We start from the raw sequence: 21397 nt of genomic DNA, 5'->3' as shown, positions 1-21397 counted from the left end.
GAAAGATTAATGCTTTTTAACCAACTTGAGCGAGAATATTACATTTTTTTAACCAATTATTAAAATAAACGTTGTTGATTCGTCCTTTACAACATGCATCGAAACAGGATAGAATCTTTTCAGTAATCGATTTGGGGTCGTTAACATGCCGTTGACGATTCCGTTATATGGTTCCATGAACCAGTCTCGCTGAGTCCCCGATCATGGGGAACGGGGGAACCGACTACAGCGCCGCAAGGTTATTCGTCCGGCCTGTAATTGATTTCTTTATCGGGTCATTGGGGTGAATTCAAGGTCGTTGCGCCATGAGCGAATGACGGAGAAAGGGCGGCTCTCTGCGTCCTAACCCGACAGCTAACCTCGTAAGCGTACTAAGAGAGGGCAAACTCGTGCATCCTACTACACCAAGACATTCGGAAGCCACGAAAGAGAGCCTCTTACTCTTTCTAAGGCTTCTTTTGTTTTGAATAAACGTAATAGGGTCATCATACTGTGTTAAACAGGAGGTGACTTGATGCCGGGTAGACTGGGGCAGGATACGGAATGCGGGCTTTTTTAGGGCATTTCGTAAAATTGAAATGTAGTCACGTCATATGTAACACGATTCGACCTAGACGGCGGGACTATGAAGGAGGACGGAAGAAATGGGCCTTTTCCGCAATGAGGAATCCCATGAATCACGCTCATCCAGCATGTCTTACGCAATGCGGTGGAAACAAGAACATTTACGTCAGATTTCGGTCGTCGGAATTTTGTCCATCGCGGTAGTTCTCATCATCCTGATTTGGTTTTATGGCCAAAGCAAAAAAGTATACTTGGTTGTTGACGGGAAGAGTCAGCAGATCGAAACCCGGAAATCGCTGGTCAATCAAGTGCTGGAAGAACAATCTATCGTTTTGAAGCCGGAGGATGAAGTGTCGCTTTCCCTGGCGAGTTCGATTCAAGACGGGGACCGGATTGTCATCGTTCGCTCCGTCCCTGTGAAGGTAAGCGTAGATGGAACGACAAAGACTCATTTCACGACACAGGATAGTGTCCGGAAAACAATCGAGGAACTTGGCATCACTTTGGGGCAGGACGATAAAATTACACCGGCCTTGGACGGCAAAGTCTCGGCGAACTTGAAAATCAAGGTCGTCCGCGTTACCAGACAAAAGGTGCAGACTACGCAGAACGTTCCTTTCACCGTGGTGAAAACCTCCGACAAGAACCTGCTTAAGGGAAAGACAAAGGTGATTTCTCCGGGGAGCAAAGGCGTTGTAGTTCATAACATCGAAAAAGTGTATGAAGACGGAAAATTCGTGTCCAAACACTGGCTCGGCAAAGAGGTCAAAAAGACCGGATCGCCGAAAGTCGTTGCCGTAGGCACGAAGAAACCGACAGCAGTCGCATCCGCCAGCATTTCCCGCAGCGCCAACGCGGTTAATATCAGCGGCCTTACGACGAAAGGCGGCGTCTCTTTTAAATATAAAAAAGTGCTTAAAAACGTGACTCTTACGGCATACTCCGCCGAGGAGGACGGCATCGGCACGCGTACGGCTTCCGGCACCCGGGTAACGGAGGGAAGAACGATCGCGGTCGACAAAAGTGTCGTCCCTCTGGGATGGTGGGTCTATATCGAAGGGGTCGGCTTCCGCCAGGCGGAGGATACCGGGGGGGCTATCAAAGGTCACAAAATGGACGTTTATTACGATTCCCTGAAATCGGCGGAGGATTTTGGACGCAAGAAAGGCCGGACCGTTTACGTGATCGGGCCGACCAAGCCGGAGCTGAACTAACCGGAGCGTTTACTTTCCCGAGGGAATGGGATACTATTAGGATGATGAATAAGACGCGGATAAGAAGAGGAGAAATCCTCTTCTTTTTGTTATGATGATAAGGTCTTTAAGAGGTCTTTAAACCTAAGCGAGAGAGGTAAGTGGGCATGATCAAGGAGGTCATTGTGGTCGAGGGCCGCGACGATACCGTCGCCGTAAAGCGGGCAGTGGAGGCCGACACCATTGAAACGGGGGGCTCGGCCATTAATGAGATGACGCTTCGTAAAATCGAACTGGCTATGGAGCGCCGGGGGGTCATTATTTTCACCGACCCGGATCACGCGGGGGAACGGATCCGCAAAATCGTGGCGAAGCGGGTGCCCGGCTGCAAGCATGCCTTCCTTCGGGAGGCGGACGCGACGAAAGCCGGCGACATCGGTGTGGAGAACGCTTCACCGGAGGCCATTCGCGAGGCTTTGGAGCGCGTGCGTACCGAGGCACCTCCGGAAGGAGAGACAACCCCCGCTCAGATCGGGTGGGAGGATCTGATTGCCGCCGGGTTGATCGTTCACCCGCGGGCGGCCGAGCGCCGACGGTTTATGGGTGAACGGCTGGGAATAGGGTATTGTAACGGTAAACAGTTTTATAAACGGCTCACCATCTTCCGGATCAGCCGCGAAGAGTTTGCGGGCGCGCTGGCCCAATTGGAGACGAAAGAGGCGAAGAATCCATGACCATGAGAGAAGAAGTGGCAACCCCGCGCCGGACGAAGGAGATTATTCAGCGGCACGGTTTTTCATTCAAAAAAAGCTTGGGACAAAACTTTTTGATCGATCAGAACATCCTTGGGAAGATCGTCGGCGCCGCCGATTTGGACAAGACCAAGGGGGCGCTGGAGATCGGACCGGGGATCGGCGCTTTGACGGAGAAGCTGGCGCAGCAGGCCGGGCGCGTTGCCGCCGTCGAAATCGATCAGCGGCTTCTCCCGATTCTGGAAGAGGTGCTGGAGCCTTACCCTCAGGTTCATGTGATCCATGGCGATGTGCTCAAGATCGATCTGCACGCGCTGTTTGCCAGCGAGTTCAACGAATGCGAGAAAGTCAGCGTGGTGGCCAACCTGCCTTACTACGTCACTACGCCGATTTTGATGAGGCTGCTGGAGGCCGGCCTTCCGCTGGAGAACATTGTGGTGATGATCCAGAAGGAAGTGGCCGAGCGCATGGCCGCCGGACCCGGCGGCAAGGAATACGGCAGCCTCAGCATCGCGGTGCAATATTACAGCGAGCCGGAGCTGGTGTGCATCGTGCCGCACAGCGTGTTTATTCCGCAGCCGAACGTGGAATCGGCGGTCATTCGGCTGAAGGTCCGCAGCGCGCCACCAGTGACCGTGGCGGAGGAGGCTTTTTTCTTTGAGGTGGTTCAGGCCTCGTTTGCGCAGCGGCGCAAGACCATTTCCAACAACCTCAAAAGCCGCTTCTTTCCGGGCGAGGGACGGGAGCGCCTGGAGTCTTTGCTGGCGGAAGCGGGGATCGAACCGGCGCGTCGGGCCGAAACGCTCAGCCTGGAGGAGTTTGCGAAGCTCAGCAATACCCTGCATGCGGCAGGACTTGGCGGTCCGAAGCTGTAACCAATCCCTCTTTTCGCCCATACGATGGGGTAGAGGTGATGGATTTGACGAATTTGGGAGACTTGGTCGTCCGCAAATCGTACGGTGGAGATATTACGTTCCGCATCGAGCGTTTTGTACGGGAACAGGCCATTATCAAGGGAACGGAATTTCGGCTGCTGGCCGATGCGCCGATATCGGATCTGGTGGTCGTAAATGCGGATATGCCGGGAGAAAAAACGAAGCGTGCCCGGATCAAGGCGACCGAATCTCTGCAGCGGCTGCAAAAAGACCGGCTGGACCTGGCCGAGCGCAATCGGTCGTCCTTGGGCCGGGACTTTATCCCGCAGGGGGAGCCGTCCTTTTTTGAGGTACCCGGTAAAGTTCTGCATTTGGACGGGGATGAGCGGTATTTGAAAAAGAGCCTGAGTCTGTACGAAAAACTCCGCGTACCGGCGCACGGCTATTACGTCACGGAATCGGCGATGGCCGGAACGCTGTACCGGTTGCTGCCGAACATTCAGCCCGATATTTTGGTGTTGACCGGGCACGACGGGGTGCTGAAGAACCGCCCGACGGCGGATTTGTACAATTTGTCCAGCTACAAAAACTCCAAGCATTTCGTGGAGGCGATCGCGGCTGCCCGCCAGTATGAGCGGAATTTCGATGCGCTAACCATCGTGGCGGGCGCATGCCAATCGCATTTTGAAGCGCTGCTGCAGGCTGGAGCGAATTTTGCCAGCTCGCCTTCCCGGGTGTTGATTCACGCCCTGGATCCCGTGTACATTGCCGCTAAAGCCGCTTTAACCTCCATTCGGGAGACGATCCATATTACGGATGTGCTTACCCATACGATCAGCGGCACCCAGGGCGTCGGCGGCATCGAAACCCGGGGAAGCTATCGGATCGGCTTGCCGAAACCGAAGGATTTATCTGTATTAAAGGTCATTCCCTCGATGTAAGATTAAGGGACTCCAAGGGGTTTGGGCAGCCCCGAAAAAAAATCATTGACAATGCTTTTTTACTGCTGATATAATTATTTATTTTGATTTGACAGGTGACTCCTTTTCGTGTATAATATATACAGAAGGAAGGTGGTCACAGGCAATGGCTAAAAATGCGCTGTCAGAAATCAAACACAGTCTCGAAGCTCACGTAGGGCAGAGAATTACGCTGCGGGCAAACGGAGGTCGCCGAAAGACCGTCGAACGCACCGGCGTATTGGAGGAAACCTATCCTTCGGTCTTTATCGTGAAGCTGGATGAAGAACAACAGACCTTTAAGCGTGTGTCTTACAGTTATGCCGATATACTTACCGAATCCGTTGAAGTCATGGTTTGTGGCGATAATAACGAAATGCGGTTGTCGTATATTAAACCGTGAACATCATGATGATTGCAGCAAACGGCCTTGGCGTCCGAATGGACGCGGGGCCGGTTTTTGTTTGCGCCCGCAAAGGATAGACCGTGCACCCAGTGCGGACACGCGGGGTGAATGAAAGTATAGCCCGGAACGCATACTACGAATGTTCTTGATCCATGACTTTCTAAGGAGGAGTGGCCCATGGCGCGCAGAAGACGCAGCTTCATGTCCGAGGATTTGAAAGTCGAATTGGCGAAGGATCTCGGGTTTTATGATACCGTCCAGAAGGAAGGCTGGGGCGGGATCCGGGCCAAGGACGCCGGAAACATGGTGAAGAGAGCCATCGAGCTTGCGGAGCGGGCCGCTGCGAAGCAGCCCTGATTCGGCCGCGCATCACAGGTCTCCCGTTGGGAGGCCTGTTTGTTTTTATACGGGGATTAAGTAAGATAAAAGAAGTTGGAGCTTGCGGGAAGAGGGACTCGTCTACCGTGCATAGACGAAGAACCGAGTTTTTCTTATAATATGTAAGTCCGAAGGGACGGGTTGAAAGCGGATTCCATTAGCGATACAATTAACGGATTATTGAAGGTGGGTGAGCGTCTTGAAAATTTATGAAAAAGCGCCGGCGAAAATAAATCTGATGCTAGATGTTTTACATAAAAGACCGGATGGCTATCATGAAGTGGAAATGATCATGACGATGGTGGATCTGGCTGACCGGCTGGAAATGAGCGCTCTCCCGCGGGATACGATTATTATCTCGAGTCAGGCCGGTTATATTCCGCTTGATGAGAAGAATCTTGCCTTTCAGGCAGCCAAGCTGATCAAAGAGCGTTACGACGTCCGAAGCGGCGTATATATACATTTGGATAAGAAAATTCCGGTAGCTGCCGGACTGGCCGGAGGCAGCAGCGACGCGGCGGCCACTCTTCGGGGACTGAACCGGTTATGGGAACTGGGTATTCCGAATGAGGAATTGATGGAGCTCGGGGCGGAGCTTGGGTCGGATGTCCCGTTTTGCGTGACGGGAGGGACCGCCTTGGCGACGGGGCGCGGCGAGAAGCTGACCCCGCTCGTAAATCCCCCCCAGTGCTGGGTCGTTCTCGCCAAGCTGCCGATTAATGTATCCACGGCGGAAATTTACGGGAGGCTGAGAAGCGATCAAATCCGTGTTCACCCGTCCGCCGCCCGGATGCGGGAAGCGATTGAGCGGGGATCTTTTGCCGGGGTCTGCAGCGAGTTGGGGAATGTGCTCGAAGAGGTGACGCTCCAGCTCTACCCGGAGGTAGCCCATTTGAAAGAAACGATGATCCGTCTGGGGGCGGACGGGGTGCTGATGTCGGGCAGCGGGCCGACCGTTTTCGGGCTCGTGTCCAAGGAATCCAAGGTATCAAGAATCTATAACGGACTTCGCGGTTTTTGCAAAGAAGTGTACGCAGTACGATTATTAACTTGAATAGAACCGTACAAAGATGATATATTTTCTATAAAATATTCGGATTTAGCGAGGGGTCCTTCGTGAAAAAATTAAAAAGAAGCGCTCGATTAGTGGAGATGACGCAGTATTTGTTAACCCGACCGCATCAACTGATTCCGCTCACTACGTTCGCGCAGCGGTATGGAGCCGCCAAATCCTCCATCAGCGAGGACTTGGCGATCATTAAAGAGGTATTCGAGGATGAAGGGAACGGGGAGCTTCAGACTTTGGCGGGCGCGGCCGGAGGCGTGAAGTACATCCCGAAAATGGGGCGGGAGCAGGCGCTTCAATTCATCAACCAGCTCTGCGAGAAGTTGGCGGAGCCCGACCGGATTTTGCCCGGAGGCTATTTGTACCTATCCGACCTGCTGGGACAGCCCGCTCTCATGAATGAGGCCGGCAAATTGTTCGCGACGGCTTTTGCGGGACGCGCCATCGACTGCGTTATGACCGTAGAGACGAAGGGCATTCCGCTAGCGTACGCGACCGGGGCGGAATTGAACCTGCCGGTCGTCCTCGTTCGTCGGGACCATCAGGTTACGGAAGGGTCGGCTGTAAGCATCAATTACGTATCCGGCTCCCACAAAAGTCTGCATACGATGTCCTTGTCCCGCAGGGCGCTGAAAGAGAAATCCAGAGTCCTGATCGTGGACGATTTCATGAAAGCCGGCGGAACGATTCAGGGAATGGTGGATTTGCTGGCCGAATTTGATGCAGAGGTGGCAGGCGTCGGCGTTTTGCTGGAATCGGGCGAGGTGGAATCGGAGCAACGGCTGCTGGAGGATTACGTCTCTCTCGCAACGTTGCGGGCGGTCGATGCCAAAGGCAAGGAAATTTCCGTGGAGCCGGGGAATTATTTCGCCGGCAAGTAAGATGCAAGCTTTTTGTCGATATTCTGTAAAACATCCGGAGTTTGCGACGAAACGTGTCGAAATCTCCTAATGTTCAAAAAAATTCCTGATTTTAGGGTATTTTATTCGGTGAAAAAAAAGGATTTCCGTAAGCTATGTGGAATATTACACCAAGTCTCTGATGGAAAAAGGTGGTGAACACATATGCAAATTACGGATGTAAGACTCCGCCGAGTTAGCTCTGAAGGCAGGATGAAAGCTATCGCATCCATTACCATCGATAACGAGTTTGTAGTTCATGACATTCGCGTCATCGACGGAAATAATGGAATGTTCGTAGCTATGCCAAGCAAGCGTACTCCTGACGGGGAATTCCGGGACATTGCGCATCCGATCTCTTCCGGTACCCGCGAGAAGATCCAAGCCGCAGTCCTGGCGGAGTATGAACGTGCTGCCGAGCAAGAAGAAGTGATTGAAGAAGGGGCTTAAGTCTCAGTTTTGTCTCAACCAATTGGGGTTCGAGAAAAGGGAGCCATGTAACATGGCTCTCTTTTCTTTTTGTCCCAAATGAGATATATTCAGTAATGAGTTTAAGAGAAGGAGGCCGGGGCCTTGAAAAGATTTGCGATTGTTCTTGCTGCAGGTCAGGGGAAGCGCATGAAGTCCAAGCTATATAAGGTGCTCCATCCTGTATGCGGCAAACCGATGGTCGGGCATGTCCTGAACACGGTTAAGAAAGTCCAATGTGAGCGCAGTATCGTGGTGGTAGGTCACGGTGCCGAAGCGGTCAAGTCTTATCTGGGAACGAATGCCGAGTATGTGCTGCAAGCGCAGCAACTGGGAACTGGCCACGCCGTAAAGCAAGCCGGATCATTATTGGGTCAGGAAGAGGGCACGACGATTGTCATTTGCGGAGATACTCCGCTCGTGACGGAGGAAACCTTGCAAGCCATGCTGGAACTCCATGAACGCCAAGAAGCGGCTGCTACCGTGTTGACGGCTAGCATGGACCGTCCTCAAGGCTATGGAAGAGTGATTCGCGATAGCGTCAAAGGTTCTGTCGCGAGGATTGTGGAACAGAAGGACTGCTCGCCGGAAGAGGACGCCGTAAAGGAAATTAACACCGGTACTTATTGTTTTGATAACGCGAAATTATTTGCAGCGCTGGAAAAGGTAACGAACAGCAATGCACAACAAGAATATTATTTGACGGATGTCATCGGTATTTTGGTCGGAGAGGGCGAAGTCGTCGAAGGATATATGACCGAAGACTTGGCGGAATCGATCGGTGTCAACGACCGCCTGGCGTTGTCCGAGGCGGAAGGCTACATGCGCGAGCGGATCAATCGCAAGCATATGCTGAACGGGGTCACGATGATCGACCCAAGCTCGACCTATATCGGTGCCGACGTGGTCATCGGGGCGGACACGGTAATTTATCCGGGCTGCCATATCTCCGGGGCCACCGTGATCGGGGAGAACTGCATCATCGGACCGGCGGCGGAAATTGAAGAGAGCCGTATTCAGGATGGCGCGAAGGTTAAACAGTCCGTTCTTTGTCAGGCTGAAGTCGGCAAAGAAACGACGGTCGGACCGTTCGCTTATTTGCGTCCTGGGGCCAAATTGGGCGAGCACGTGAAGGTAGGCGATTTTGTGGAAATCAAAAACGCTACGTTGGATGACGGCTCCAAGGTTTCGCACTTGAGTTATATTGGCGACGCCAAGGTTGGGAAGAATGTAAATATCGGATGCGGCGCGATTACCGTCAACTATGATGGGTATAATAAATCCATTACCGAGATTGAGGATGAAGCGTTCATCGGCAGCAATGTCAATTTGATCGCTCCGGTGAAGGTCGGTAAAGGGGCTTATGTCGTTGCGGGTTCTACGATAACGCATTCGGTATCGGACAATGACGTGGCGATTGCCCGCATCCGTCAGGAGAATAAACCGGGCTATGCCGAGAAGCTCCGTGCACGGGCCAAGGCCAAAAAGTTGAAGGAACAGGAATCATTAGTTGATTAAGATTTTTTCTCGGTAGGAATACGATTTATATTTGAATCTTACTTGCGGAATCAGGATGCAGTGCCATTTCAATGACGGATAGTTGATCTATCTACACAGCACGGAGGGTAATAAAATTTATGACTTATTGTGATTCTAAACTGAAGATCTTCACCTGTAACTCCAATCCCAAGCTGGCTCATCAAATTGCCGATTACATTGGAATTCCGATGGGAGACTCGGAGACGACGAGCTTCAGTGATGGCGAAATTCAAGTCAAGCTGTCCGAAAGCGTCCGCGGCTGCCATGTTTATGTGGTACAGTCCACCTGCGCTCCGGTCAACGATAATCTGATGGAGCTGCTGGTGATGGTGGATGCTCTGAAACGGGCCTCGGCCAAGAGCATCAACGTGGTCATTCCTTACTACGGGTATGCCCGTCAGGACCGGAAGGCCCGCTCCCGCGATCCGATTACGGCCAAGCTGGTTGCGAATCTGATCGAGAAAGCCGGCGCGCATCGCGTGATTACCATGGACCTGCACGCTATGCAGATCCAGGGCTTCTTCGATATTCCGGTGGATCATATGCTGGGCGTGCCGATTCTGGCTCAATATTTCCGCTCGAAGCATATCCAGAATCCGGTCGTTGTGTCTCCGGACCACGGCGGTGTCGTTCGCGCCCGTAAACTTGCGGATTTCCTCAACGCTCCGCTTGCGATTATCGACAAACGCCGCCCTGAACCCAACGTCAGCGAAGTCATGAACATCATCGGGAATATCGAAGGCAAAACGGCGATCCTCGTGGACGATATCATCGATACGGCCGGAACCATCGTCCTGGGCGCGAATGCGCTTAAGGAGGGCGGGGTTGAGGAAGTTTACGCCTGCTGTACGCACCCTGTGCTGTCGGGCCCGGCGATGGAGCGTCTTGAAAACTCTCCGCTGAAGGAAGTTATTGTTACGGATACTATTCCGATTACGCATCCGAATCCGACCAGCAAGCTGAAGGTCTTGTCTGTAGCTCCGTTAATGGGCGAAGCGATTATTCGCGTCCATGAGGAACTGTCGATCAGCAAGCTGTTCGAGATCGAATAGAAAGTCGAGTCCTACTGCATACAAGGGGTTGCATCTTCCGTTCTGGAGGTGCAGCCCTTTCTGTACTGTCCTTTTTATCCAAAGGGAGGAAAGGGAGGGTTCTTTGCACAGTCCTGGCCTACAGGCAATAGTCTGGTTGAAATAAAGGGATTTCTTCCCGTTAATTTGATGCTTGTGCGGCTGGAGAAGCGATTTATCTGGAAAACCTCCCGCTAATTCGCCTAAAATGGGAGATAATCGGCCAGAAGGCCGCGAAATAGATGGAGCTTTTCCAGTTAAATTCGATCCAAGGGCCAAGAGCGGTACATTAACGGGAGATTTTCCCGTTAGTGTGCGAGACGCTATCGATAGTATGAAGTGATATGATGAACCTAATTAAATATTGGAGGACCACAAATGAAATGGATCGTAGGCCTCGGCAATCCGGGGTCCAAATATGAGAATACCAGACACAATATCGGTTTTATGGCACTGGACGAGCTGGCCCGCCGGCACGGCATCGCCATCAAGCAGAGCAAATGCAAGGCTTTGATCGGCGAAGGCATGCTTCCCGGGGGAAAGGTAGCGTTGATCAAACCGATGACGTACATGAACCTGTCCGGCGAAGCGGTCCGCGCTTTTATGGATTACTATAAAGTCCCGCTGGAGGACATGATCGTGGTATACGACGACCTGGACACGGAGATCGGCCGGAACCGCCTGCGGTACCAAGGGAGCGCCGGGGGACATAACGGGATCAAGTCCATCATACAGCATACGGGGACGCAGACCTTCAACCGGATTCGGATGGGCATTTCCCGGCCCGAACCGGGCTATCCGATCGTTGACTATGTTCTTTCCCCCTTTGCGAAAAAAGACGCGCCGTTGCTCAAACAGTCGATTGAAGCCGCATGCGACGCGCTGGAACACAGTCTCGATCACACGTATGAGCAGACGATGGCCAAATTCAACGGGTGAGCTCTTGTTCCCGAGAAGAACTTCGAGGCTAAAAGGGCGGCCGTTTGGGCATACTGAGGGTTATAACGAACCTTCAGGAGGCATATACATGGCAATAAACTATGTTTGCAGGCATTGCCGCACGTTTATTGGTAGAATCGATTCTCCCGGGATTACGGAAGCCCAGCTAGGCTTCCATTCCTTGACCCCCGAAGAGCGGCGGGATATAATAGCGTATGATTCGAACGGCGAAACAACGGTCCGGGTAACTTGCGATTACTGCAGCGAAGCTCTCAAGGACAATCCGGAGCTTACCCTGCTCTCGAACCTCTTGCAATGATTGCGGAGGGTATTTGCGGCTACCTGATGAATGGGATACAGAGCCTTGGCATTGCTGAGGCTCCTTTTTGGTTGAGTCCGGCCCCGCGAGTCCAGGGGACAAGACATGATGGCCGGTTTTGACATCATAGATTTCACACCGGTGAAGGCTGCTTATAGAGAATCGGCAGGAGCTTTAACTTTAACCGTTTGGGTTTGTCGATAATAGATATAAAACGATCCTACAAAATATTGCAATTCGAAATGAGAGAGGTGCCTCCATTGTTACAAGCACTTATTCAAGCATTCTCCCGGGACTCGGACTTCACCTCCATGGTGGCAGGGGTAAGTGCCGGAATGAAGGAGCAGTTGATTTCCGGTTTATCGGGGTCCTCGCGGCAGGTCGCGTTGGCGGCACTGCATCAGGAAACGAATCGGCCTTTGCTGGTCGTCACGCATAACATGTTCTCCGCCCAGAAAATATTCGAAGATTTGCAGGAAGCGCTGTCACCGGAGCAGGTGATGCTCTATCCGGCCAATGAGCTGGTTGCCGCGGAAGCGGCCGTCTCGAGCCCCGAGACCCTGGCTCAACGTATCGAGGTACTGCTGCAGTGCGCCGGGTCTTTCCGGGGCATTGTCGTCGTGCCTTATTCCGGCGTCCGCCGGTTTATACCCACGCCGGAGACGATGACGAAGGCCCGGCTAGGGATCGAACTGGGCGGGACGCTGGTGCTGGATGATTTTCTCGCGCGGATGGTCGAGCTGGGTTACGAGCGGGTGGAGCGCGTGGAATCACGCGGGGAAATGAGTATCCGCGGGGGGATCATCGACTTCTATCCGCTGACTTCGAACCTGGCTTATCGGGTAGAATTATTTGATGACGAAATCGATTCGATCCGTACTTTCGATCCGGCCGATCAGCGCTCCATTGAACAAATTAAGCAAGTCGACGTAACCCCTTGTAAAGAACTCATCGCTACCCGCGAGCGTCTGGAGCGGGCGGCTGAGGCGGCCAAAGAGAGGCTTGACCGGCAGCTCGAAAAAATGACCGACCGTCAGGCTAAAAACAAGCTGGACGAAGAGATCTCCCGCGAAATCGAATGGATGCGGGAGCATGTCTATTTTCCGGAAATCTATAAATATATTTCTTTGATATATCCCGAGAATCACACTTTGTACGATTACATGCCGGAGAATACTTTGCTGATCCTGGACGAACCGGCCCGGCTGTTGGAAACGTCGCGCCAGTTGGAGCGGGATGAGGCCGAGTGGAATTTGCATTTGTTCCAGAACGGCAAAAGCCTGCCTGAGCTTCCTCTTGCCCGGGAGGGTGGTGAGGTGCTCTATCAACGGCCGTTTCAAACTTTGTTCTTCTCGCTGTTCTTACGTCAGGTCCCCCATACGCAGCCGCAGAACATCATCAATTTTGTGAGCCGGGGGATGCAGGATTTCCATGGCCAAATGAATGTGCTGAAGGCGGAAATGGAGCGCTGGAAGAAGAGCGGGGCCAACGTCATGATGCTGGCCAGCGGAGAAGAGCGTATAGAACGGATGCGGCGGGTACTCCAGGACTACGGTATCGAAGAGCCGGCGCTGCTGCAGGGGAACCTCCAGTCGGGTTTTGAGCTTCCTTCCGTTCATCTCGTGGTCATCACCGAGGGCGAAATGTTTTCCCAGAAGCAGCGGAAAGCCCGTAAAGTCAGCAAGAATATGGACAATGCGGAGCGGATCAAAAGCTATACCGAGTTGAAAGTGGGCGATTATGTCGTTCACCAGAACCACGGGATCGGGAAGTATCTGGGGATCGGAACCCTGGAGGTCGGCGGGATCCACAAGGATTACATGCATATTCTCTACGCGGGCGGCGACAAGCTCTCCGTGCCGATCGAACAGATCGATATGATTCAGAAATACGTCGGTTCGGAGGATAAAGAGCCGAAGATCTACAAGCTCGGGGGCAACGAATGGACCCGGGTCAAAAATAAAGTGCGTTCCTCCGTCCAGGATATCGCCGATGATCTGATCAAGCTGTATGCGGAACGTCAGGCTTCACCCGGTTACGCGTTCGAGAAGGACTCGCCGGAACAGCAGGAATTCGAAGCCATGTTCCCTTACGATGAGACGCGCGATCAATTGCGGGCGATCGAGGAGATCAAGAAGGACATGGAACAGTCCCGGCCGATGGACCGGCTGCTGTGCGGCGACGTGGGCTACGGTAAAACGGAAGTCGCTATCCGGGCTGCCTTCAAGTCGGCCATCGAGGGTAAACAGGTGGCCGTACTGGTGCCGACGACGATTTTGGCGCAGCAGCATTATGAAACGTTCCGGGAGCGGTTTGCGGGCTATCCGATCAATATTCAGACATTGAGCCGGTTCCGCAGCCGTAAAGAGCAAAACGAAACGATTAAAGGGGTTCGCCAGGGAACGGTGGATATCGTCATCGGGACCCATCGCCTGCTCTCGCAGGATCTGGTGTTTAAGGACCTGGGTCTGCTGATTGTGGATGAGGAGCAGCGGTTCGGCGTAACGCACAAGGAAAAGCTGAAGAAGCTCAAAACCAACGTGGATGTTCTGACGTTAACGGCAACGCCGATTCCGAGAACGCTGCACATGTCCATGCTGGGCGTCAGAGACCTGTCGGTTATCGAGACGCCGCCGGAGAACCGTTTTCCCGTACAAACCTATGTGGTGGAACACAGTCAGGCCCTGGTACGGGAAGCCATCGAGCGGGAATTGGCGCGCGGCGGGCAAATTTATTACCTGTACAATCGCGTACAGGGGATTCAGGAAATGGCGGCCCAAATCTCCATGCTGGTCCCGGATGCCCGCGTGGGGATCGGACACGGGCAAATGTCCGAGCAGGAGCTCGAGAAGACGATTCTGGACTTCCTGGACGGGGAATACGACGTGCTTGTCAGCACCAGTATCATTGAAACCGGCGTGGACATTCCGAACGTCAACACCTTGATCGTCCACGATGCCGACAAGATGGGCCTCTCCCAGCTGTACCAGCTGCGGGGCCGTGTAGGCCGTTCCAATCGAATCGCTTACGCTTATTTCACGTACCAGAAGGACAAGTCGCTTACCGAAGTTGCGGAGAAAAGACTACAATCCATCAAGGAATTCACCGAGCTCGGTTCCGGCTTCAAAATCGCCATGCGCGATCTGTCGATCCGGGGGGCGGGAAATCTGCTTGGGGCGGAGCAGCATGGCTTTATCGCATCCGTCGGCTTCGATCTGTATTCGCAAATGCTCGCGGAAGAGATTCAGAAGCGTAAGGTGACGATGCTTGGCGAAACCGAACCGGATGAATCGAAATGGAGTACGACGATTGATCTGGGCATTGATGCTTACCTGCCTTCGGATTATATTTACGACAGCATCCAGAAGATCGAAATATACAAGAAAACCGCTTCCGCTTCCACCTTTGAGGAGGTGGCCGAGTTGGAGGATGAGATGCTCGACCGCTTCGGCGAGCTTCCTGAAGCCGTCCGGAACCTGCTGGCTGTTGCCCGGGTCAAGCTGTACGGCAAAAAATACGGCATAGAGTCCATCAACTTGCGGAATGAAGAGATCGTCCTGAAGTTTTATGAAGGCCGCGAAAGGGAGATGATTCCGGCCAAAATCGCTGAAGTTGGAAATCTATTCGGAAGACGTGTACAATTTAACCAAGGATCGGAAATCCTGATTCGCATTAAAATCAAGGGAATGGACGATAAAGAAATGATGGGCTTGCTGGAGCAATTTTTGGAAGCTCTGAAGGATTCGTTCAAAGCGAAAGGGGAACTACAAGATGTTTCGAAATAAAGGCCGTTCTTGGAAGACGCCGTTGCTGGCACTCACGCTGGTTATGGCATTGGCTATTGTGGCCGGCTGCGGGAGCAATGTTGTAGCTACGTACGAGGGCGGGAAGATCACTGCCAAGGAATTCGATTTGGAGCAGCGGATTTTGCTGGCCGTTTCGGACCCGATGACGCAGCAGTTCATGCAGATGGACGAATACAAGGAATATTTGCTGAAACAGCAAATCGCTTATAAATACCTGGCCGCCAAAGCGGACAGCAAGTTCAAGGAAACCGGAAAGACAAAAGGGACCGAGGCTTTTAACAACATGAAGAGCTACTACGGCGACGCCAAATTCAAAGAAATGCTGAGCAGTCAGAAAGTTACCGAAGACGATATCAAAAATTATATGATTCGGTATTACACGGTTCTGGAGACGCAATCCGTCAAAGTAACCGATGCTGACGTGAAGAAAGAATTCGAAGCCACGAAAGAGGATTACATTACCGCTTCCGTCCGCCATATCCTGATCGGGTTTAAGGATGCCGAGGGCAAGGAAGTCAAGAAGGAAGACGCCCTGAAGCTGGCCAATGAAATCAAGAGCAGGCTGGAAAAAGGGGAGGATTTCGCCGAGTTGGCCAAGAAATACTCGACCGACCCTGGCTCCAAAGACAACGGCGGCCTGTATGCGGATTATCCGCTTAGCGGTTGGGTGCCCGAATTCAAGGAGAAAGCCATGACCCTTCCGCTGAACACGATCAGCGAACCGGTCGAGACCTCCTTCGGGTACCATATCATGCGAGTCGAAAAACGGACCGAGAAGAAATTTGAGGATCTTACCGCAAATGAGAAAGACCTTATCAAATTGGCGGCAGCCTCCCAAAAGTTGGACGAGTTCATGGCGGGAGATCTGGAGAAGAAGATCATTAAGAAGATCAACCTGCCTAAGACGGAGAAAAAAGAGGACTCCGGAACGACTAACCCGGCAACCGGAGGGAATGCCGGTCAAAGCGGTAACGGCGCGGGCGGAAACAGCACCGGAACCGGGACAGGCGGTAATGCCGAAACCGGAGGCAAATAACGAGACCGGCTACGGGCCGAATTCAGGCAGCGCGGAGAAATCCGCGCTGTTTTGCTGTTCTTGTTTTGTGGTAATTATACAGATTGAATGAGTAATTTAGCATGCATAAGCTGCTGGGAAGGGATGAATACTATGGTCATCACAAGAACCGAATCCCTCCATTTGCTAACCAAATCAGCCGACGGCGGTGTAAGATCAGAATGAACCTACCGCAACTTTTTTACCGGCAATGATGTAATAACATACCGAAGGGTAAATGAATATTCACCAATCAGTAGTTCAAACTTCTTTAGAAAGCGGGGCAACATGTGACATGAAAGCTACTGGAATTGTACGCCGTATCGATGATTTGGGCCGTGTGGTTATCCCTAAGGAAATCCGCCGTACCTTGCGGATTCGGGAAGGTGACCCCTTGGAGATCTTTGTGGACCGCGACGGTGAGGTGATCCTCAAAAAGTACTCGCCGATCGGGGAACTGGGGGATTTTGCCAAGGAATATGCGGAATCGCTGTACGAAAGCACCAACCATATTACCCTGATTTCCGACCGGGACTCCATCATTGCCTTAGCGGGGGCATCGAAGAAGGAATACCTGGACAAGCCGATCAGTTCGATGCTGGAGAGCAGTATGGAAAACCGGAAAATTCAACTGGAGACGAATACCGGAAGCTACGAAATCGTCCGGGATCACTCGGAGACCCTGTCCTCTTTTGTGATTGCTCCGATTATTTCCGGAGGAGACCCGATCGGTGCCGTCATCTTGATGAATAAGGATGAATCGGTAAAAATGTCGGCGCTTGAGTCGAAAATGGCCGAGACGGCCGCCGGATTTTTGGGCAAGCAAATGGAGCAGTAACAAGGGATTTTGGCAATCAAGCACACTCCTGTCGCAGTTGGACGGTACGCCGTCCGGATGCGGGGAGTGTTTTTTTCATGCAGGTTTCGTCATATAATGGAATCTATGACGAAACCGCAAAGTGGGTAGGTTATGAACGAACGTGAAACTTCATCCTCACGGTTGCTCAAAGGAGCGGCCGTGCTGAGTGTGGCGGCCATCCTTAGCAAACTCCTGGGGACGCTGCAGAAAATACCGCTGCAAAACATCGGGGGAGACGGCGTTTTTGGTATCTACAACACCGTTTACCCGTTTTATACAATTCTAATCACGTTGGCAACGGCAGGTTTCCCGACCGCGGTGTCCAAATATGTAGCCGAACGCCATGCCTTGGGCTTAGAGAGCGGTAAGCGGGAAGTGCTTCGCATGGCCACGCTGGTCATGGCGATGTTGGGAGTTATGGGCTTTGTTCTGATGTATTTGGGCGCGCCTCTGCTGGCCGGCTGGATTGGAAACAGCCATCTGGTCCCGGCGCTCCGCGGTGCCGCTCCGGCGCTGCTCTTTGTCCCGCTTAGCGCATCGCTCAGGGGATATTTTCAAGGGCTTCAGGATATGATGCCGACGGCGGTGTCCCAGGTGACCGAACAGGCTGTCCGGGTGGCCGTGATGATCGGCCTGCTGTTTTATTTTACCGGGGCCGGCGGCTCGGAGGCGGTGATTGCCGGCGGGGCTCTTGCCGGATCGGCTGTCGGCGGCGCGGCGGGACTAGCGGTGATGCTGGGATATTGGCGGGGGCACCGAAAATGGGCCGGATCTGCTGCCGGAAAAGAGGAAGGCGCGAATAAAGGCGGGGACTTCGGTAAACCGACCATTGGGGTGCAGTCGCATGGATTCCGCCTATTGCGGGAAATGCTGCGCTACGCGATTCCGATCTGCCTGGCTTCATTGGCGATTCCGCTGCTTAGCCTGGTGGACACGTTTACGCTGCCCCGGCTTTTGGCGGGCCATGGCGATGAACTGCAAGCGATGGTGGACGTCGGCATTTATAACCGGGGCATCCCGCTGGTCCAACTGGTGACCATGCTGGCCTCTTCCCTCTCCGTGCTGTTTATTCCCTTTCTTGCGGAAATGAACCTGCGGGATGACCGGGAAGGGATCGCGCGGCAGACGCGGCTGGCCCTGCGCTGGTTTTGGCTGATCGGGCTGGCGTCCTCGGCGGGATTAGCGCTTCTGGCCGAGCCGGTTAACGTGATGCTGTACGAAGACAGCACGGGGACGGGAACGTTGGCCTGGGTGGCCTGGACCGCCGCGCCGGGCGCGCTGGTGACAATCACAGCCGCCCTGTTGCAGGGGCTCGGCGCTGTGCGAGCCCCGGCGGTGCACTTGCTGGCCGCGGCGGGGCTGAAAGCGGCGCTGAACGCGCTGCTCGTGCCCCAGCTCGGCATCAGCGGCGCGGCGATCGCCGGCATCGCCGCCTATGGCGCAGCAGCAGCGCTCAACCTGGCGCTGCTGCTGCGGCGCACGGGCCTGCGCCCGCGCCTGCGGGACGCGGCGCTGCGGCCCGGGGCGGCCGCCCTGGCGATGGCGGCCGTGGTGCTGCTGCTGCGCCTCGGCTTGGACGCCGTGCTGCCGCCGGGCCGCCTGGCGGCCCTGGCGGAGAGCCTGCTCGGCGTGGCGCTCGGCGCAGCCGTGTTCGCGGCCGCGGTGGTGCGGGCGCGCTTGATCAGCGCGGCCGAGCTCGCGGCCGTGCCGCGGGTCGGGCCGAAGCTTCTTCGTGCGCTTCGGAAGCTGCGGCTGATGCGATAGCGCTGCGCGCCGCCCGGAGCCGGTGCGCGGCGATTATTTTTGCCGCAGGGGCTTGGAGTGATATAGTTAGGAGGAGAGGTTGTATCTCCTCCGGGAAAAGAGACAGGAGTGTGACGAACGAATGGCGGCACAAATTACGGTTGTCGGGCTGGGTTCGGGGGATCCGGACCGGCTGACGCTGGGAAGCCTGAAGCTGCTTCAGGAAGCCGGGGAGCGGTATGTGCGGACGAAAGATCACCCCGTAGTAAGCTGGCTGGAGGAAACCGGGGTGAGCTTTACGTCATTTGATGAGGTTTATGAGGCGATGGCGGATTTCCCCTCGGTATACCGGGAAATTGCCGACCGGCTACTCCGGGCGGCCTTGTCGGAAGGTGGACGTGCGGTATTGTACGCCGTACCCGGTCACCCGATGGTCGCGGAAGCGACGGTGAAGCTGCTGCGCGAACGCTGTGCCGAAGAGGGTGTGGAACTTCGGATCACGGGCGGCGAAAGCTTTATGGACGAGGCTTTCATCCGGCTTGGCTTCGACCCGATTGAGGGATTCCAGCTGCTGGATGCTTCCGACTTGTCGCAAATCCGGATCGATCCGCGGCGTCATACCCTCATCGGCCAGGTTTATGACGTGTTTACCGCCTCGGAAGTCAAGCTTGGCTTGATGGAAGTATACCCCGATGATTATCCGGTCGTTGTCGGACATGCGCTCGGGGTAGCGAATGCGGAGCGGGTACTGCGGATTCCGCTGTACGAATTGGATCGGATCGAGGGTTACGGAAACCTGTCGCTGGTCTACGTTCCGGCAAGCGGCGACGATCGTCTGCGGATCCGCAGCTTTGAGCGGCTGCACGAAATCGTGGCGATTCTCCGCAGTCCGGAGGGGTGCCCGTGGGACCGGGAGCAAACGCATCAATCGATCCGCAAAAACTTGATCGAAGAAACTTACGAGGTGCTGGAGACGATAGACGAGGATGATCCGGACCATATGCGCGAGGAACTGGGGGATTTGCTGCTGCAAATCATGCTTCATTCGCAAATGGAAGAAGAGACGGGGATGTTCACGGCTTATGACGTCATCCAAGAGCTTAACGAAAAGCTATTGTTCCGTCATCCTCACGTATTCGGCGATTTAAACGCCCAGGATGCCGAGGCGGCGCTTCAGAATTGGGAAGCGATGAAGGCGGAGGAGAAGCGGCGAAAGGGGATGCAGCCCGAGAGCCTGTCCGCGCTCAGCGGGGTACCGCGGGATCTGCCGGCCTTGATGAAAGCCTACAAGCTGCAGAAAAAAGCGGCCAAAGTCGGCTTTGATTGGGAATCCATCGACGGGGTATGGGCCAAGATCGAGGAGGAACTGGCCGAGCTGCGGGCGAGCGTGGCGGAAGGGCAGTCGGCGGAGGAGCAGACGCTGGAACTCGGCGATGTGTTGTTCTCTGTGGTGAACGCCGCACGCTATATCGGGGCCGACCCGGAAGAGGCGTTGTCGCGGACCATCGCAAAATTTGTCAGACGTTTCAGCTATGTGGAAGAACGGTTGCGCGAAGCCGGGAAGACCCCCGGCGAAAGCAGTCTGGCGGAGATGGACGCGCTCTGGGACGAGGCCAAAGCGGCCGAAAAGGCCGGGGAATCGCCAAAATCTCCCTAAAAAACGTGTTTTTTTTGCGAAAAAGCAAAAAAAAGTTATACACCGGGCAGGATTTTGGGTTTCAAGGCAGAATACTCATACAAAGATATCCACGCGGCCTTATGCCATGAGGGATTAGGCCGGTAGTATCCATCTATTTTTTCTATTATTGGGAGGCATTATTAAATGAACAAAACAGATCTGATCAACAACATTTCCAGCAAGAGCGGTTTGACTAAAAAAGACGTTGAAACTGTATTGAACGGCTTCCTTGGCGAAATCACCGAGGCGCTTGCTGGCGGAGACAAAGTACAATTGATCGGCTTCGGCACGTTCGAAACCCGCAAACGTTCCGGTCGTACCGGCCGCAACCCGCAAACCGGTAAAACGATCGAAATCCCGGCATCCAATGTTCCAGCTTTCAAAGCGGGCAACAAACTTAAAGAAGCTGTAAAATAATGCGTCTTGATAGATTCCTGAAGGTGTCCCGGTTGATCAAGCGGCGCACGGTGGCGAAAGATGTCTCCGAACAAGGGAGAGTCTTAATCAACGGGCGTGAATCCAAGCCGAGCAGCACCGTGAAGGTAGGCGACGAGATTACCGTACAATTCGGCCAAAAGCTGGTGACGGTCCGCGTCGAACGCCTGGCGGAGACCACTCGCAAGGAAGAGGCTGCCACCTTGTATACCTTAATTAAGGAAGAACCGATCGCCAAGGATTCCGGCTTGGACTGGAACTAGGCGAGAGATAAGTAACGCGCTCCGTTCGTTTGTAACGGGGCGCGTTTTGTGTTTAGGAACGCTATTCCCCTACATCGGTTCTAAACAAGACCCCCCTCCCATAAGCTAGTGTTAAGAAGGAGGGGTACATGC

Annotated in this window: 20 protein-coding genes and 1 riboswitch; all 20 genes read left to right on the top strand. The window is 53.9% G+C overall.

Going from position 1 to position 21397, the window contains the following annotated elements; genetic code table 11:
- Nucleotides 1-177: 177 nt before the first annotated feature.
- A riboswitch (cyclic di-AMP (ydaO/yuaA leader) is annotated at nucleotides 178-385 on the top strand.
- 259 nt (nucleotides 386-644) lie between these two features.
- The 20 genes from V4U84_RS23270 (at nucleotide 645) to V4U84_RS23175 (ending at nucleotide 21265) form a co-directional block, all read left to right on the top strand.
- Entirely contained in the window at nucleotides 645-1778 is a 1134-nt protein-coding gene (locus V4U84_RS23270; RefSeq protein ID WP_334078058.1) for a ubiquitin-like domain-containing protein, read from the top strand.
- A gap of 146 nt (nucleotides 1779-1924) precedes the next feature.
- Complete coding sequence (gene rnmV, locus V4U84_RS23265; protein ID WP_334078057.1) at nucleotides 1925-2491, top strand: ribonuclease M5; 567 nt, start codon at nucleotides 1925-1927, stop codon at nucleotides 2489-2491.
- Nucleotides 2488-3384, top strand: a complete 897-nt coding sequence (gene rsmA, locus V4U84_RS23260) for a 16S rRNA (adenine(1518)-N(6)/adenine(1519)-N(6))-dimethyltransferase RsmA (protein ID WP_334078056.1) — start codon at nucleotides 2488-2490, stop codon at nucleotides 3382-3384. The genes rnmV and rsmA overlap by 4 nt, the downstream gene beginning before the upstream one ends.
- Nucleotides 3385-3422: 38 nt before the next feature.
- Nucleotides 3423-4325, top strand: coding sequence for a sporulation peptidase YabG (gene yabG, locus V4U84_RS23255; RefSeq protein WP_334078055.1), 903 nt, complete (start codon nucleotides 3423-3425; stop codon nucleotides 4323-4325).
- 145 nt (nucleotides 4326-4470) lie between these two features.
- Nucleotides 4471-4746, top strand: coding sequence for a biofilm formation stimulator Veg (gene veg, locus V4U84_RS23250; protein WP_334078054.1), 276 nt, complete (start codon nucleotides 4471-4473; stop codon nucleotides 4744-4746).
- A gap of 180 nt (nucleotides 4747-4926) precedes the next feature.
- A complete protein-coding gene (locus V4U84_RS23245) occupies nucleotides 4927-5106 on the top strand; it encodes a protein sspF (RefSeq protein WP_334078053.1) in 180 nt (59 codons plus the stop codon).
- Nucleotides 5107-5326: 220 nt separating this feature from the next.
- Nucleotides 5327-6181 (top strand): 4-(cytidine 5'-diphospho)-2-C-methyl-D-erythritol kinase, encoded by an 855-nt coding sequence (gene ispE, locus V4U84_RS23240; RefSeq protein ID WP_334078052.1) that lies wholly within the window; start codon nucleotides 5327-5329, stop codon nucleotides 6179-6181.
- A 62-nt stretch (nucleotides 6182-6243) separates the two neighbouring features.
- The gene (gene purR / locus V4U84_RS23235) at nucleotides 6244-7074 is read left to right on the top strand and encodes a pur operon repressor (protein ID WP_334078051.1); all 831 of its coding nucleotides are present in this window, start codon (nucleotides 6244-6246) and stop codon (nucleotides 7072-7074) included.
- A gap of 183 nt (nucleotides 7075-7257) precedes the next feature.
- Nucleotides 7258-7542 (top strand): septation regulator SpoVG, encoded by a 285-nt coding sequence (gene spoVG, locus V4U84_RS23230; protein ID WP_055105386.1) that lies wholly within the window; start codon nucleotides 7258-7260, stop codon nucleotides 7540-7542.
- 123 nt (nucleotides 7543-7665) lie between these two features.
- Complete coding sequence (gene glmU, locus V4U84_RS23225; RefSeq protein WP_334078050.1) at nucleotides 7666-9078, top strand: bifunctional UDP-N-acetylglucosamine diphosphorylase/glucosamine-1-phosphate N-acetyltransferase GlmU; 1413 nt, start codon at nucleotides 7666-7668, stop codon at nucleotides 9076-9078.
- 119 nt (nucleotides 9079-9197) lie between these two features.
- Nucleotides 9198-10151 carry a ribose-phosphate diphosphokinase gene (locus V4U84_RS23220; protein ID WP_148454226.1) on the top strand — a complete coding sequence of 318 codons (954 nt, stop codon included), beginning with the start codon at nucleotides 9198-9200 and terminating at the stop codon, nucleotides 10149-10151.
- 396 nt (nucleotides 10152-10547) lie between these two features.
- Nucleotides 10548-11108: an aminoacyl-tRNA hydrolase gene (gene pth, locus V4U84_RS23215; RefSeq protein ID WP_334075577.1), complete on the top strand. Its 561-nt coding sequence runs from the start codon at nucleotides 10548-10550 to the stop codon at nucleotides 11106-11108.
- Nucleotides 11109-11196: 88 nt separating this feature from the next.
- Nucleotides 11197-11427: an anti-sigma-F factor Fin family protein gene (locus V4U84_RS23210; protein ID WP_334075576.1), complete on the top strand. Its 231-nt coding sequence runs from the start codon at nucleotides 11197-11199 to the stop codon at nucleotides 11425-11427.
- A gap of 260 nt (nucleotides 11428-11687) precedes the next feature.
- A complete protein-coding gene (mfd, locus tag V4U84_RS23205; protein WP_334075575.1) occupies nucleotides 11688-15212 on the top strand; it encodes a transcription-repair coupling factor in 3525 nt (1174 codons plus the stop codon).
- The gene (locus tag V4U84_RS23200) at nucleotides 15199-16269 is read left to right on the top strand and encodes a peptidylprolyl isomerase (RefSeq protein ID WP_334075574.1); all 1071 of its coding nucleotides are present in this window, start codon (nucleotides 15199-15201) and stop codon (nucleotides 16267-16269) included. The genes mfd and V4U84_RS23200 overlap by 14 nt, the downstream gene beginning before the upstream one ends.
- Nucleotides 16270-16582: 313 nt before the next feature.
- Nucleotides 16583-17125: a stage V sporulation protein T gene (spoVT, locus tag V4U84_RS23195; RefSeq protein WP_334075573.1), complete on the top strand. Its 543-nt coding sequence runs from the start codon at nucleotides 16583-16585 to the stop codon at nucleotides 17123-17125.
- A 132-nt stretch (nucleotides 17126-17257) separates the two neighbouring features.
- On the top strand, nucleotides 17258-18910 hold the full coding sequence (locus V4U84_RS23190) for a putative polysaccharide biosynthesis protein (RefSeq protein ID WP_334075572.1): 1653 nt from the start codon (nucleotides 17258-17260) through the stop codon (nucleotides 18908-18910).
- A 121-nt stretch (nucleotides 18911-19031) separates the two neighbouring features.
- On the top strand, nucleotides 19032-20546 hold the full coding sequence (gene yabN / locus V4U84_RS23185) for a bifunctional methyltransferase/pyrophosphohydrolase YabN (protein WP_334075571.1): 1515 nt from the start codon (nucleotides 19032-19034) through the stop codon (nucleotides 20544-20546).
- Between the two features lie 165 nt (nucleotides 20547-20711).
- Nucleotides 20712-20984 carry an HU family DNA-binding protein gene (locus V4U84_RS23180; RefSeq protein WP_148454242.1) on the top strand — a complete coding sequence of 91 codons (273 nt, stop codon included), beginning with the start codon at nucleotides 20712-20714 and terminating at the stop codon, nucleotides 20982-20984.
- Nucleotides 20984-21265: an RNA-binding S4 domain-containing protein gene (locus V4U84_RS23175; protein WP_334075570.1), complete on the top strand. Its 282-nt coding sequence runs from the start codon at nucleotides 20984-20986 to the stop codon at nucleotides 21263-21265. Before V4U84_RS23180 ends, V4U84_RS23175 begins: the two co-directional genes overlap by 1 nt.
- Nucleotides 21266-21397: the final 132 nt, after the last annotated feature.

It is taken from the genome of Paenibacillus sanfengchensis (assembly GCF_036864765.1).
Classification (GTDB): Bacteria; Bacillota; Bacilli; order Paenibacillales; family Paenibacillaceae; genus Fontibacillus; species Fontibacillus sanfengchensis.
This window is presented reverse-complemented; position numbering and strand designations above follow the sequence as displayed.

What these genes read in the sequence shown, in the direction of transcription:
- pth (WP_334075577.1), top strand. Translation starts at nt 10,548, where the DNA reads ATGAAATGGATCGTAGGCCTCGGCAATCCGGGGTCCAAATATGAGAAT.
- V4U84_RS23175 (WP_334075570.1), top strand. Translation starts at nt 20,984, where the DNA reads ATGCGTCTTGATAGATTCCTGAAGGTGTCCCGGTTGATCAAGCGGCGC.
- rsmA (WP_334078056.1), top strand. Translation starts at nt 2,488, where the DNA reads ATGACCATGAGAGAAGAAGTGGCAACCCCGCGCCGGACGAAGGAGATT.
- spoVT (WP_334075573.1), top strand. Translation starts at nt 16,583, where the DNA reads ATGAAAGCTACTGGAATTGTACGCCGTATCGATGATTTGGGCCGTGTG.
- veg (WP_334078054.1), top strand. Translation starts at nt 4,471, where the DNA reads ATGGCTAAAAATGCGCTGTCAGAAATCAAACACAGTCTCGAAGCTCAC.
- spoVG (WP_055105386.1), top strand. Translation starts at nt 7,258, where the DNA reads ATGCAAATTACGGATGTAAGACTCCGCCGAGTTAGCTCTGAAGGCAGG.
- V4U84_RS23190 (WP_334075572.1), top strand. Translation starts at nt 17,258, where the DNA reads ATGAACGAACGTGAAACTTCATCCTCACGGTTGCTCAAAGGAGCGGCC.
- rnmV (WP_334078057.1), top strand. Translation starts at nt 1,925, where the DNA reads ATGATCAAGGAGGTCATTGTGGTCGAGGGCCGCGACGATACCGTCGCC.
- V4U84_RS23220 (WP_148454226.1), top strand. Translation starts at nt 9,198, where the DNA reads ATGACTTATTGTGATTCTAAACTGAAGATCTTCACCTGTAACTCCAAT.
- yabG (WP_334078055.1), top strand. Translation starts at nt 3,423, where the DNA reads ATGGATTTGACGAATTTGGGAGACTTGGTCGTCCGCAAATCGTACGGT.
- V4U84_RS23200 (WP_334075574.1), top strand. Translation starts at nt 15,199, where the DNA reads ATGTTTCGAAATAAAGGCCGTTCTTGGAAGACGCCGTTGCTGGCACTC.
- V4U84_RS23180 (WP_148454242.1), top strand. Translation starts at nt 20,712, where the DNA reads ATGAACAAAACAGATCTGATCAACAACATTTCCAGCAAGAGCGGTTTG.
- V4U84_RS23245 (WP_334078053.1), top strand. Translation starts at nt 4,927, where the DNA reads ATGGCGCGCAGAAGACGCAGCTTCATGTCCGAGGATTTGAAAGTCGAA.
- yabN (WP_334075571.1), top strand. Translation starts at nt 19,032, where the DNA reads ATGGCGGCACAAATTACGGTTGTCGGGCTGGGTTCGGGGGATCCGGAC.
- V4U84_RS23210 (WP_334075576.1), top strand. Translation starts at nt 11,197, where the DNA reads ATGGCAATAAACTATGTTTGCAGGCATTGCCGCACGTTTATTGGTAGA.
- V4U84_RS23270 (WP_334078058.1), top strand. Translation starts at nt 645, where the DNA reads ATGGGCCTTTTCCGCAATGAGGAATCCCATGAATCACGCTCATCCAGC.